Origin of the sequence: Halomonas sp. H33-56 (genome assembly GCF_040147035.1) — a bacterium.
Lineage (GTDB): Bacteria > Pseudomonadota > Gammaproteobacteria > Pseudomonadales > Halomonadaceae > Halomonas > Halomonas litopenaei.
This window is the reverse complement of sequence record NZ_JAMSHP010000001.1, coordinates 4,283,513-4,297,316: the sequence shown is the minus strand read 5'-3', so window position 1 is coordinate 4,297,316 and position 13,804 is coordinate 4,283,513. Positions and strand designations below refer to the sequence as shown.

Here is a 13,804-nt window from a genome sequence, read left to right as displayed (position 1 = left end):
ATGGCAAAGCTTACCAAGCGCGCAAAGCAGATTCGCGACAAGGTTGACGCCACCAAGGTCTACTCCATCGACGAGGCCGTGGCTCTGCTCTCCGAGCTGTCCACCGTCAAGTTCAAGGAGTCGCTGGACGTCGCCATCAACCTGGGCGTCGATCCGCGTAAATCCGACCAGGTGGTGCGCGGTGCGACCGTGATGCCCAACGGTACCGGCAAGGACGTGCGCGTTGCCGTCTTTACCCAGGGTGCCAACGAAGAAGCCGCCAAGGAAGCCGGTGCCGACATCGTCGGTATGGACGACCTGGCCGAGCAGGTCAAGAAAGGCCAGCTCGACTTCGACGTGGTCATTGCCTCGCCGGACGCCATGCGTGTCGTCGGCCAGCTGGGTCAGATCCTGGGTCCGCGTGGCCTGATGCCGAACCCCAAGGTCGGCACCGTGACCCCCGACGTCGCTACCGCCGTCAAGAACGCCAAGGCCGGTCAGGTGCGTTTCCGTACCGACAAGAACGGCATCATCCACACCACCCTGGGCAAGGTCGATTTCGAAGCCGACGCCATCAAGGGCAACCTGGATGCGCTGCTCGCCGACCTGAAGAAGCTCAAGCCGAGCACTTCCAAGGGCGTGTACTTCAAGAAGATGACCCTGTCCACCACCATGGGCCCGGGTCTGACCGTCGATCACTCCGCGCTGGTGTGATGCGACACAACAGGCAAGACACTTTGCGGTCCCCGTGCCGGGTGATTCACCCGGCCGGCGGGGCACCGTCAAAGACCGCAGGCGCCGCCGCCTGACCTTCGGGTCTGCCGGCGGCTTAATCGCCCCCGGGCACCTGCGCAGATGGTGTTGCCGCCAGGCATCTGGTGAGCACCATCATTGAAGCCCCTCTTCTACGGAAGGGGAGATGGTAACCATCGGAGCCCTCGGGTTCCGGCACGAAGGAGTGATCACAGTGGCACTAGCACTCGAAGGCAAGAAGGCAATTGTTGCCGAGGTCAGTGAAGTCGCCAAGGATGCACTCTCCGTCGTAGTTGCCGACTCTCGCGGCGTCGCGGTCCACAAGATGACCGAACTGCGCAAGCAGGCTCGCGAGAATGGCGTCCAGGTGCGTGTTGTGCGCAACACCCTGGCACGCCGCGCCCTGACCGGTACTCCCTGGGAGTGCCTGTCAGAGACCTTCGTTGGTCCGACTCTGCTGGCCTTCTCCAACGAACATCCGGGCGCTGCCGCTCGTCTGTTCAAGGAGTTCGCCAAGGATGAGAAGAACTTCGAAGTCAAGGCGCTGGCCTATGAAGGTGAGCTGATCCCGGCAAGCGATATCGACCGTCTGGCGACCCTGCCGACCTACGATGAGGCGATCGCCAAGCTGATGTCCGTCATGAAGGAAGCTTCTGCCGGCAAGCTGGTTCGTACTCTCGCTGCGCTGCGCGACCAGAAGCAGGAAGAAGCCGCTTAAGGCGTCGTCCTGTCGACCGACCACGATCCATTTCGCGTTCTCGGGTGACCGAGACGCCCGCAAAGTTAGGAATCTAGACAATGGCACTGACCAAAGAAGATATCATCAACGCCGTCTCCGACATGTCCGTCATGGAAGTCGTCGAGCTGATCGAAGCCATGGAAGAGAAGTTCGGCGTTAGCGCCGCTGCTGCTGTCGTGGCTGGCCCGGGCGCTGGTGGCGAAGCCGCCGCTGCCGAAGAGCAGACCGAGTTCGACCTGGTGCTGACCTCCGCTGGCGACAAGAAGGTCAACGTCATCAAGGCCGTCCGCGAGATCACTGGTCTCGGCCTGAAGGAAGCCAAGGGTGCCGTCGACGGCGCGCCGGCGACCATCAAGGAAGCGATGAGCAAGGACGACGCGGAAGAAGCCAAGAAGAAGCTGGAAGAAGCCGGCGCGTCCGTGGAGCTCAAGTAATCCTTGTGCCCATGGCTTTACGCGCTGCGTAAGCTTCCACGGCTGGTGGCGGGACGCCCGCTACCGGCCTTTTTCTGTTGTCACTAGCTGCCTGCCCCCAAGGGCCTGTAGCTTGCAGAATTCCGACGGCGAGTCACTCATCCGAGGACTTGCCGTCAGCGCCTGACGGAGACCGTCCGTCGGGTGGCGCCGACACGCATCGGTCACCCATGGTGAACAAGCTGGGGAATACAGATGGCTTACTCATACACTGAGAAAAAACGCATCCGCAAGGATTTCGGCAAACTGCCCCAAGTGATGGATGTGCCTTACCTGCTGGCCATCCAGCTTGATTCCTACTACGACTTTCTCCAGCAGGACCGCTCTCCCGAAGAGCGCATGGAAGTCGGCCTGCACGCCGCCTTCAGGTCCGTGTTCCCGATCGAGAGCTTCTCCGGCAACGCTGCGCTCGAGTACGTCAGCTATCGTTTCGGCACTCCGGCCTTCGACGTCAAGGAATGCCAGCTGCGCGGCGTCACCTACTCCGCTCCTCTGCGTGTCAAGGTTCGCCTGATCATCTACGACAAGGAGTCGTCGAACAAGGCCATCAAGGACATCAAGGAGCAGGAAGTCTACATGGGGGAAATCCCCCTGATGACCGAGAACGGTACCTTCGTGGTGAACGGTACCGAGCGCGTCATCGTGTCTCAGCTTCACCGTAGTCCCGGCGTGTTCTTCGATCACGACAAGGGCAAGAGCCACAGCTCCGGTAAGCTTCTGTACTCCGCTCGCGTGATTCCTTACCGCGGCTCCTGGCTGGACTTCGAGTTCGACCCGAAGGACAACGTCTTCGTGCGGATCGACCGTCGTCGCAAACTGCCGGCGTCCGTGCTGCTGCGCGCGCTGGGCATGAGCGCCGAGGAGATCCTCGACGAGTTCTTCGACACCAGCACCTTCCACATCGAGAAGTCCGGCTTCTCGGTGGAGCTGGTGCCGTCTCGCCTGCGTGGCGAGACCGCGACCTTTGACATCAAGGGCGCCGACGGTGAGGTCATCGTCGAAGAGGGGCGTCGTGTCACCCAGAAGCATATCCGCCAGCTGGAGAAGGCGGGTCTCGAGCGTCTGGAAGTGCCGATGGACTACCTGTTCGGCAAGACCCTGGCCAAGGACCAGATCAACCCCGCCACCGGCGAGCTGATCTGCCCCTGCAACTCCGAGATCACCCCGGAGCTGCTCGAGGCCCTCGGTCAGGCCGGCATCACCACCATCGAGACGCTCTACACCAACGATCTGGACTGCGGTCCCTTCGTCTCCGACACCCTCAAGCTGGACACCACCGGTTCCCAGCTCGAGGCGCTGGTCGAGATCTACCGCATGATGCGCCCCGGCGAGCCGCCCACCAAGGAAGCCGCCGAGACGCTGTTCAACAACCTGTTCTTCAGCGAAGACCGCTATGACCTGTCCGGCGTCGGCCGGATGAAGTTCAACCGTCGTCTGCGTCGTGATTCCGACACCGGTTCCGGTGTGCTGGATCGTACCGACATCCTCGACGTGCTGCGCGAGCTGATCAACATCCGTAACGGCTTTGGCGATGTCGACGACATCGACCACCTGGGCAACCGCCGCATCCGCTGCGTCGGCGAAATGGCAGAAAACCAGTTCCGTGTCGGCCTGGTGCGTGTCGAGCGCGCGGTCAAGGAACGTCTGTCCATGGCCGAGAGCGAAGGCCTGATGCCTCAGGACCTGATCAATGCCAAGCCGGTGGCCGCTGCGGTGAAGGAGTTCTTCGGCTCCTCTCAGCTGTCCCAGTTCATGGACCAGAACAACCCGCTGTCCGAGGTGACCCACAAGCGTCGTGTGTCCGCTCTCGGCCCGGGTGGCCTAACCCGTGAGCGCGCCGGTTTCGAGGTGCGTGACGTTCACGCTACCCACTACGGCCGTCTTTGCCCGATCGAGACGCCGGAAGGTCCGAACATCGGCCTGATCAACTCGCTGGCGACCTACAGCCACACCAACAGCTACGGCTTCCTCGAGACGCCGTACCGTAAGGTCGTGGATGGCGTGGTCACCGACGAGGTGGTGCACCTGTCGGCCATCGAGGAAGGTGACTTCGTCATCGCCCAGGCCTCGGCCACCGTCAACGCCGACAAGAAGCTGGTCGACGACCTGGTCCAGGTGCGTCATCGCGGCGAGACCACCTTCATGCGTCCCGAACAGGTGACGCTGATGGACGTGTCTCCGCGTCAGGTGGTGTCCGTCGCCGCCGCACTGATTCCGTTCCTCGAGCACGATGACGCCAACCGCGCCCTGATGGGTGCCAACATGCAGCGTCAGGCGGTGCCGACCCTGCGTGCCGACAAGCCGCTGGTCGGTACCGGCATGGAGCGCTTCGTCGCCCGTGACTCCGGTGTCTGTGCCGTGGCCCGTCGTGGCGGCGTGATCGACTCGGTCGACGCCAAGCGCATCGTGGTGCGGGTCAACGAAGACGAGATCATCGGCGGTGAGGCCGGTGTCGACATCTACAACCTGACCAAGTACCTGCGTTCGAACCAGAACACCTGCCAGAACCAGCGTCCGATCGTTCGCCCCGGCGACAACGTCGCGCGTGGTGACATCCTGGCCGACGGTCCGTCCGTCGACATGGGTGATCTGGCGCTTGGCCAGAACATGCGCATCGCCTTCATGCCGTGGAACGGTTACAACTTCGAGGACTCCATCCTGCTGTCCGAGCGGGTGGTCCAGGAAGACCGTTTCACTACCATCCACATCCAGGAACTGACCTGTGTGTCCCGTGACACCAAGCTGGGGCCGGAGGAGATCACCTCCGATATTCCCAACGTCGGTGAATCGGCACTGGGCAAGCTGGATGAGGCCGGTGTGGTGTACATCGGTGCCGAGGTCGGCGCCGGCGACATCCTGGTCGGCAAGGTCACGCCCAAGGGCGAGACCCAGCTGACCCCGGAAGAGAAGCTGCTGCGTGCGATCTTCGGTGAGAAGGCGTCCGACGTGAAGGACACCTCCCTGCGTGCCCCCACCGGCATGAAGGGCACCGTCATCGACGTTCAGGTGTTCACCCGCGACGGCGTCGAGAAGGACTCGCGCGCTCTGTCCATCGAGCAGATGCAGCTCGACGAGGTGCGCAAGGACCTGCAGGAGACCTACCGCATCGCCGAGGACGCCACCTTCGAGCGTCTCAAGCGCACCCTGTCCGGTCAGCCGGTCAACGGTGGTCCGCGCCTGTCCAAGGATGATGTGCTGTCCGAGGACTATCTCGAGGAGCTGCCGCGTCAGCAGTGGTTCAAGCTGCGCATGCAGGACGAGAAGCTCAATGAACTGCTGGCTCAGGCCGACGAGCAGCTCGAGAACCGTCGCAAGGAAATGGACGAGCGTTTCGAAGACAAGAAGCGCAAGCTCACCCAGGGCGACGATCTGGCGCCGGGCGTGCTCAAGATCGTCAAGGTCTACCTGGCGATCAAGCGTCGCCTGCAGCCGGGTGACAAGATGGCCGGCCGTCACGGTAACAAGGGTGTCATCTCGGCCATCATGCCGATCGAGGACATGCCGTTCGACGACAACGGTGAGCCCATCGACGTGGTGCTGAACCCGCTGGGTGTACCGTCGCGGATGAACGTCGGTCAGATCCTCGAGACGCACCTGGGCATGGCTGCCCGCGGTCTCGGCGTGAAGATCGAGCACATGCTGCGTGACGCCCGCGAGCAGCAGCTCACTCAGCTGCGCGAGTTCCTCGGTGAGGTCTACAACTCCACCCAGGGTACCCGCGTCGAGGAGATCGAGTCGCTGTCCGATGACGAGATCATCGCGCTGGCCAAGAACCTGAAGAAGGGCGTGCCGATGGCGACGCCGGTGTTCGACGGTGCCAAGGAGCACGAGATCAAGCACCTGCTGAAGCTGGCCGATCTGCCGGATTCCGGCCAGATGACCCTGTACGACGGGCGTACCGGCGAGTCGTTCGATCGTCCGGTGACGGTGGGCTACATGTACATGCTGAAGCTCAACCACCTGGTCGACGACAAGATGCACGCGCGTTCCACCGGCTCCTACTCGCTGGTCACCCAGCAGCCGCTGGGCGGCAAGGCGCAGTTCGGTGGTCAGCGCTTTGGTGAGATGGAGGTCTGGGCCCTGGAGGCCTACGGCGCCGCTTACACTCTGCAGGAAATGCTCACGGTCAAGTCCGATGACGTGGAAGGTCGTACCAAGATGTACAAGAGCATCGTGGATGGCGATCACACCATGCAGGCGGGCATGCCGGAATCCTTCAACGTATTGGTGAAGGAAATCCGCTCGCTGGGCATCGATATCGAACTGGAGAGCTGAGGCGGCCCGAAAGGCGCTTCAATGAATGACGGTCCGCGGGGAGCAATAGCTCCCCGCCCATGACAACTCCGCAACGGAGCCGACCTAATGAAAGATTTGGTGAAAGTCCTCAAATCGCAGTCACAGTCCGACGAGTTCGACGCGATCAAGATCACGCTCGCGTCGCCGGACATGATCCGCTCCTGGTCCTTTGGCGAGGTCAAGAAGCCGGAGACCATCAACTACCGGACTTTCAAGCCCGAGCGTGATGGCCTGTTCTGCGCCAAGATCTTCGGTCCGGTGAAGGACTACGAGTGCCTGTGCGGCAAGTACAAGCGCATGAAGCACCGCGGCATCATCTGCGAAAAGTGCGGCGTCGAAGTCACCAAGGCCGCCGTGCGCCGCGAGCGCATGGGGCACATCGAGCTGGCAAGTCCGGTCGCCCACATCTGGTTTCTGAAGTCGCTGCCGTCTCGCATCGGCATGCTGATGGACATGACGCTGCGCGACATCGAGCGCGTGCTCTATTTCGAGAGCTTCATGGTCGTCGATCCCGGCATGACCACCCTCGAGCGTGGCCAGCTGCTCAACGACGAGCAGTACTTCGAGGCCCTCGAGGAGTTCGGCGATGACTTCGACGCCCGTATGGGTGCCGAGGCCGTCCAGGCGATGCTCAAGGATATCGATCTCGAGGAAGAGATCGAGCGTCTGCGCGAAGAGATCCCGCAGACCAACTCCGAGACCAAGATCAAGAAGCTGTCCAAGCGTCTGAAGCTGCTCGAAGCCTTCCAGGGCTCCGGCAACGATCCGGCGTGGATGGTGATGGAAGTGCTGCCCGTGCTGCCGCCGGACCTGCGTCCGCTGGTACCGCTGGATGGCGGCCGCTTCGCGACCTCGGATCTCAACGATCTGTACCGTCGCGTGATCAACCGCAACAACCGCTTGAAGCGTCTGCTCGACCTCAATGCGCCGGACATCATCGTGCGCAACGAGAAGCGCATGCTGCAAGAGTCCGTCGATGCGCTGCTCGACAACGGTCGTCGCGGTCGCGCCATCACCGGCTCCAACAAGCGTCCGTTGAAGTCGCTGGCCGACATGATCAAGGGCAAGCAGGGGCGTTTCCGTCAGAACCTGCTGGGCAAGCGCGTCGACTACTCCGGCCGCTCGGTCATCACCGTGGGCCCGACCCTGCGTCTGCACCAGTGCGGTCTGCCCAAGAAGATGGCGCTTGAGCTGTTCAAGCCGTTCATCTACTCCAAGCTGCAGGCCAGCGGCCAGGCGTCCACCATCAAGGCCGCCAAGAAGATGGTCGAGCGCGAGCTGCCGGAGGTGTGGGACATCCTCGCCGACGTCATCCGCGAGCACCCGGTGCTTTTGAACCGCGCCCCGACCCTGCACCGTCTCGGTATCCAGGCGTTCGAGCCGCTGTTGATCGAAGGCAAGGCGATCCAGCTGCACCCGCTGGTGTGTGCCGCCTACAACGCCGACTTCGACGGTGACCAGATGGCCGTGCACGTGCCGCTGACGCTGGAAGCCCAGCTCGAAGCGCGCGCGCTGATGATGGCCACCAACAACGTGCTGTCACCGGCCAACGGCGAGCCGATCATCGTGCCGTCCCAGGACGTGGTGCTGGGTCTGTACTACATGACCCGCGAGCGCATCAACGCCAAGGGCGAGGGCATGGTGTTCTCCGACCTCAACGAGGTCGAGCGCGCCTTCGGCACCCAGAACGTGTCGCTGCACGCCCGCGTCAAGGTGCGCCTGGACGAGGTCGACATCGACGAAGAGACCGGCGAGCGCTCCGAGCACCGTCGTCTGCGTGACACCACCGTCGGCCGTGCGCTGCTGTTCCGCATCCTGCCGCAAGGGGTGCCCTTCGATCTGGTCGACCAGGCCATGAAGAAGAAGGCCATCTCCAAGCTGATCAACGAAGTGTATCGTCGCGCCGGTCTCAAGGCCGCGGTCATCTTCGCCGACCAGCTGATGTACACCGGCTTCCGTCTGGCCACCTGGTCCGGCGCCTCCATCGGCGTCAACGACTTCGTCATCCCGGACGCCAAGGCCGAGATCGTCGAGGCGGCCGAGGAAGAGGTCAAGGAAATCGAGGACCAGTTCTCCTCCGGTCTGGTGACCGCGGGCGAGAAGTACAACAAGGTCATCGATATCTGGGCGCGTGCCAACGACCAGGTCGCCAAGGCGATGATGGCGGGCATCTCCAAGGAGACCGTGATCGACCGCGAAGGCAAGGAAGTCGAACAGGACTCCTTCAACAGCGTGTTCATCATGGCCGACTCCGGTGCCCGTGGTAGCGCCGCCCAGATCCGCCAGCTGGCGGGTATGCGTGGTCTGATGGCCAAGCCGGATGGCTCGATCATCGAGACCCCGATCGTCGCCAACTTCCGTGAAGGTCTGAACGTACTCCAGTACTTCATCTCGACCCACGGTGCGCGTAAGGGTCTGGCGGATACCGCTCTGAAGACCGCCAACTCCGGTTACCTGACCCGTCGTCTGGTCGACGTCGCCCAGGACGTGGTCATCACCGAGGTCGACTGTGGCACCGAGCGTGGCCTGACCCTGCACCCGGTCATCGAAGGCGGCGACATCATCGTCTCGCTGGCCCAGCGTGTACTCGGCCGTGTGGTCGCTCAGGACGTCATCGACCCGAGCACCGACGAAGTGCTGATTCCGCGCGGCACCCTGCTGGACGAGGCCTGGTGCGAGCAGCTCGACACCATGGGCGTCGACGAGATCATCGTGCGCAGCACCATCACCTGTGAAACCAGTCACGGGGTGTGTTCGTCCTGTTACGGGCGCGATCTGGCCCGTGGCCACCAGGTCAACATCGGTGAGTCGGCCGGCGTCATCGCCGCCCAGTCCATCGGTGAGCCGGGTACCCAGCTGACCATGCGTACCTTCCACATCGGTGGTGCCGCCTCGCGGGCCTCTGCGGTGGACAGCGTCCAGGTCAAGCATGGCGGCAAGGTGCGCCTGCACAACATCAAGTACGTGGAACGCGCCGACGGCAAGCTGGTCGTGGTGTCGCGCTCCAGCGCCCTGGCGGTGGCCGACGAGCATGGCCGCGAGCGTGAGTACTACAAGCTGCCCTACGGTGCCGAGCTTTCGGTGCGTGACGGTGATGCGGTCGATCCCGGCCAGGCCGTGGCCAAGTGGGATCCGCACACCCACCCGATCGTCGCCGAAGCGGAAGGCCAGGTGCACTACGTCGACATGGATGAAGGCCTGACCATGCACCGCAGCGTCGACGAGATGACCGGTCTGTCCTCGATCGAGATCATCGAGTCCGCGGCGCGGCCGATGGCCGGTCGCGACAAGCGTCCGATGATCATGCTCAACGACGCCGCCGGCAAGCCGGTGACCGTCTCCGGCAGCGACACTCCGGTGCAGTACCCGCTGCCCGGCAAGGCGATCGTCACCGTCGACAATGGCTCGTCCATCGGCATCGGTGAGATCGTCGCGCGTATCCCGGTGGAGGCGTCCGGCAACAAGGACATCACCGGTGGTCTGCCGCGCGTCGCCGACCTGTTCGAGGCGCGCAAGCCGAAGGAGCCGTCCATCCTGGCCGAGATCAGCGGTGTGATCAGCTTCGGCAAGGAAACCAAGGGCAAGCGTCGTCTGACCATCACCCCGTCCGAAGGCGACCCCTTCGAGATGCTGATTCCCAAGTGGCGTCAGATCGCGGTGTTCGAGGGCGAGACGGTCGAGAAGGGCGAGGTGATCTCGGATGGTCCGAGCAACCCGCACGACATCCTGCGACTGCTCGGCATCGCCGAGCTGGCCAAGTACATCGTGGCCGAGGTGCAGGACGTCTATCGTCTGCAGGGCGTTGGCATCAACGACAAGCACATCGAAGTGATCGTGCGTCAGATGCTGCGCAAGGTCGAGATCACCGACGCCGGTGACTCCGACTTCATTCCGGGTGATCAGGTCGAGCTGGTCCGTGTGCTGGAGCAGAATGCCGTGCTCCAGGCCAATGACAAGTTCCCGGCCAAGTACCAGCGCCTGCTGCTGGGTATCACCAAGGCCAGCCTGGCCACCGAGTCGTTCATCTCTGCGGCCTCCTTCCAGGAGACGACCCGCGTGCTGACCGAAGCGGCGGTCACCGGCAAGCGCGACTACCTGCGCGGCCTGAAGGAAAACGTGGTGGTGGGACGTCTGATCCCGGCCGGTACCGGTCTGACCCACCACGAGGAGCGTCGTCGCAAGCGTGAAGACACCGAGCGACTGCTCCAGCCGTCGGCCTACGACGTCGAGCAGGAGCTGGGCGCCCAGCTCACCGCGCTGGACTCGGACGACGACGAGATCTGATGTCGGCAAAAGCCTGGAGCCTTTGCGGCTCCGGGCTTGACGCGCCTTGGCATCAGCCAGTAGAATGCGCAGCCTTTAACAGTGGGGTGGGTGTATCCGCGCCACTGTGAAAAGGCTTAGGCAACCCATTGGAGTCAGCTAACAGCTATGGCAACGATTAATCAGCTCGTGCGCAAGCCGCGCAAGCGTCAGGCCGCGAAGACCGACGTGCCTGCGCTTCAGGCCTGCCCGCAGAAGCGCGGCGTCTGCACCCGCGTCTACACCACCACCCCGAAGAAGCCGAACTCCGCACTGCGGAAGGTCTGCCGTGTGCGCCTGACCAACGGCTACGAGGTGTCCTCCTACATCGGCGGTGAAGGCCACAACCTCCAGGAGCACTCTGTGGTCCTGATTCGTGGCGGTCGAGTAAAGGACCTTCCGGGTGTGCGTTATCACACCGTTCGCGGCGCTCTCGACACCTCCGGTGTCCAGAACCGTCGTCAGGGCCGTTCCAAGTACGGCACCAAGCGTCCGAAGTCCTAAGGGCTGCGTCGCTTTCCATTACCAAGTTTGACCCGGTCTGATAAGAGTAAGGTCGAGCCGCCAAGCGCGAGTCTCGGGTTTACCTGAAGGACCCTTCAACCGAGGGCTTATCATGCCTAGAAGAAGAGTTGCGGCCAAGCGCGAGATTCTGCCGGATCCCAAGTTCGGATCCGAGCGTCTGGCCAAGTTCATGAACCACCTGATGATCAGCGGCAAGAAGTCCGTAGCTGAGCGTATCGTCTATGGTGCGCTGGACAGGGTTGCCGAGCGTTCCAATGAAGAGCCGCTGGAAATCTTCGACAAGGCGCTGGAAACCATCCAGCCCATGGTCGAGGTGAAGTCTCGCCGCGTCGGCGGTGCGACCTATCAGGTGCCGGTCGAAGTCCGTCCGTCCCGCCGCCAGGCGCTTGCCATGCGCTGGCTGGTGGACGCCGCTCGCCGTCGTGGCGAGAAGACCATGGTGCAGCGTCTGGCTGGCGAAATGCTGGATGCAGCCGAAGGCAAGGGTTCGGCAGTCAAGAAGCGTGAAGACGTGCATCGCATGGCAGAAGCCAACAAGGCCTTCTCTCACTACCGCTTCTAAAGCGCATCGCCAACCAACGGGAGTTACATCGTGGCTCGCAAGACTCCGCTTAAGCGTTACCGCAATATCGGTATCGTGGCCCACGTCGACGCCGGTAAGACGACTACTACCGAGCGTGTCCTGTTCTATACCGGTCTGTCCCACAAGGTCGGTGAGGTCCATGAGGGCGCCGCCACCATGGACTGGATGGAGCAGGAGCAGGAGCGTGGTATCACCATCACCTCCGCGGCGACCACCTGCTTCTGGCAGGGCATGAACAAGCAGTTCGATGAGCACCGCATCAACATCATCGACACCCCTGGACACGTTGACTTCACCATCGAAGTCGAACGTTCCCTGCGTGTGCTTGACGGTGCCGTCGTCGTGCTGTGTGGCTCCTCCGGTGTGCAGCCGCAGACCGAGACCGTCTGGCGCCAGGCCAACAAGTACGAAGTTCCGCGCATGGTGTTCGTCAACAAGATGGACCGCAGCGGCGCTGACTTCTTCATGGTCGTCAACCAGCTGAAGGATCGTCTCGGCGCCAACGTCGTGCCGATCCAGATCAACTGGGGCTCCGAGGACGAGTTCAAGGGCGTCATCGACCTCATCCAGATGAAGGCCATCCTGTGGGATGAAGACAACTTCGGGATGAACTACGACCTCGTTGATATCCCGGCGGAGCTCCAGGAGACCGCCGAAGAGTATCGCGAGCAGATGGTCGAGGCCGCCGCCGAGGCGTCCGAAGAGCTGATGGACAAGTACCTCGAAGAGGGCGAGCTGACCAACGACGAGATCAAGGCTGGTCTGCGTCGTCGTACCCTCGACAACGAGATCGTGCTGGTCACTTGTGGCTCTGCGTTCAAGAACAAGGGCGTTCAGGCCGTTCTCGATGGCGTCATCGAGTACATGCCGTCTCCCACCGAGGTCAAGGCGATCGAAGGTGAGCTCGACGACAAGGACGGCACCATCGCGACCCGTGAGGCCGATGACAGTGCGCCTTTCGCCGCGCTGGCGTTCAAGATCGCGACCGACCCCTTCGTTGGCACCCTGACCTTCATCCGCGTCTACTCCGGCGTGCTGAAGTCAGGCGACAGCGTCTACAACTCCGTCAAGCAGAAGAAGGAGCGCGTCGGTCGTATCGTCCAGATGCACTCCAACTCGCGCGAGGAGATCAAGGAAGTTCTGGCCGGCGACATCGCCGCCTGTATCGGCCTGAAGGACGTGACCACGGGTGATACCCTGTGCGACCTGAACGACAAGATCGTTCTCGAGCGCATGGAGTTCCCGGATCCGGTTATCTCCGTGGCCGTGGAGCCGAAGTCCAAGGCTGACCAGGAAAAGATGGGTATTGCACTGGGCAAGCTGGCCCAGGAAGATCCGTCCTTCCAGGTCAAGACCGACGAAGAGACTGGCCAGACCATCATCTCCGGCATGGGCGAGCTTCACCTCGACATCATCGTTGACCGCATGCGTCGCGAGTTCAAGGTCGAGGCGAACATCGGCAAGCCGCAGGTGGCCTACCGTGAGACGATTCGTCAGAGCGTCGAGCAGGAAGGCAAGTTCGTTCGTCAGTCCGGTGGTCGCGGTCAGTACGGTCACGTACACCTGCGCATCGAGCCGTTGACGGCCGAAGACAAGGGCGACGACGAAGAGATGCACTTCAAGTTCGCTTCCGAGATCGTCGGCGGCGTGGTTCCGAAGGAATACGTGCCGGCCGTCGAGAAAGGGGCCTATGAGCAGCTCCAGAACGGTGTCATCGCGGGCTACCCGATGATCGACGTCAAGGTAACGCTGTTCGACGGTTCCTACCACGACGTGGACTCCAACGAGACCGCGTTCAAGGTCGCCTCTTCCATGGCGATCAAGCAAGGCGCTCCCAAGGCCAAGGCAGTTCTGCTCGAGCCGGTGATGAAGGTCGAGGTCGTGACCCCTGAAGAATTCATGGGTGACGTCATGGGCGACCTGAACCGCCGCCGGGGCCTGGTCCAGGGTATGGATGACTCTTCCTCCGGCAAGGTCATTCGCGCCACCGTGCCGCTGGCTGAGATGTTCGGTTACGCAACCGACCTGCGCTCTCAGACCCAGGGCCGCGCAAGCTACACCATGGAGTTTGCGGACTACGAAGAGGCGCCGTCCAGCGTCGTTGAAGCCGTCATCAACCAGAACGGTTAACCGTTAGCTAACGAAAGAGGTCAT

The 13,804-nt window shown here is 62.4% G+C and carries 8 protein-coding genes; all 8 read left to right on the top strand.

Translation table 11 applies throughout. The features are described 5' to 3' along the window. Window positions 1-693 carry a 50S ribosomal protein L1 gene (rplA, locus tag NFH98_RS18405; protein ID WP_045990870.1) on the top strand — a complete coding sequence of 231 codons (693 nt, stop codon included), beginning with the start codon at window positions 1-3 and terminating at the stop codon, window positions 691-693. A gap of 253 nt (window positions 694-946) precedes the next feature. Next, window positions 947-1,450, top strand: coding sequence for a 50S ribosomal protein L10 (gene rplJ, locus NFH98_RS18400; protein WP_045990869.1), 504 nt, complete (start codon window positions 947-949; stop codon window positions 1,448-1,450). A gap of 80 nt (window positions 1,451-1,530) precedes the next feature. Then, window positions 1,531-1,905 (top strand): 50S ribosomal protein L7/L12, encoded by a 375-nt coding sequence (rplL, locus tag NFH98_RS18395; protein ID WP_108133877.1) that lies wholly within the window; start codon window positions 1,531-1,533, stop codon window positions 1,903-1,905. 234 nt (window positions 1,906-2,139) lie between these two features. Next, window positions 2,140-6,219, top strand: a complete 4,080-nt coding sequence (gene rpoB, locus NFH98_RS18390; protein WP_108133878.1) for a DNA-directed RNA polymerase subunit beta — start codon at window positions 2,140-2,142, stop codon at window positions 6,217-6,219. Between the two features lie 87 nt (window positions 6,220-6,306). Beyond that, the gene (gene rpoC, locus NFH98_RS18385) at window positions 6,307-10,524 is read left to right on the top strand and encodes a DNA-directed RNA polymerase subunit beta' (RefSeq protein WP_045990866.1); all 4,218 of its coding nucleotides are present in this window, start codon (window positions 6,307-6,309) and stop codon (window positions 10,522-10,524) included. 147 nt (window positions 10,525-10,671) lie between these two features. Then, entirely contained in the window at window positions 10,672-11,046 is a 375-nt protein-coding gene (gene rpsL / locus NFH98_RS18380; RefSeq protein WP_045990865.1) for a 30S ribosomal protein S12, read from the top strand. Between the two features lie 112 nt (window positions 11,047-11,158). Next, the gene (gene rpsG / locus NFH98_RS18375; protein WP_023007554.1) at window positions 11,159-11,629 is read left to right on the top strand and encodes a 30S ribosomal protein S7; all 471 of its coding nucleotides are present in this window, start codon (window positions 11,159-11,161) and stop codon (window positions 11,627-11,629) included. A gap of 30 nt (window positions 11,630-11,659) precedes the next feature. Continuing rightward, window positions 11,660-13,780: an elongation factor G gene (gene fusA / locus NFH98_RS18370; RefSeq protein ID WP_045990864.1), complete on the top strand. Its 2,121-nt coding sequence runs from the start codon at window positions 11,660-11,662 to the stop codon at window positions 13,778-13,780. Window positions 13,781-13,804 lie beyond the last annotated feature (24 nt).

Bases quoted from the DNA above. Each gene is read 5' to 3' on its own strand.
- rpoC (WP_045990866.1), top strand. From the start codon at position 6,307: ATGAAAGATTTGGTGAAAGTCCTCAAATCGCAGTCACAGTCCGACGAG.
- rpoB (WP_108133878.1), top strand. From the start codon at position 2,140: ATGGCTTACTCATACACTGAGAAAAAACGCATCCGCAAGGATTTCGGC.
- rpsG (WP_023007554.1), top strand. From the start codon at position 11,159: ATGCCTAGAAGAAGAGTTGCGGCCAAGCGCGAGATTCTGCCGGATCCC.
- rpsL (WP_045990865.1), top strand. From the start codon at position 10,672: ATGGCAACGATTAATCAGCTCGTGCGCAAGCCGCGCAAGCGTCAGGCC.
- rplA (WP_045990870.1), top strand. From the start codon at position 1: ATGGCAAAGCTTACCAAGCGCGCAAAGCAGATTCGCGACAAGGTTGAC.
- rplL (WP_108133877.1), top strand. From the start codon at position 1,531: ATGGCACTGACCAAAGAAGATATCATCAACGCCGTCTCCGACATGTCC.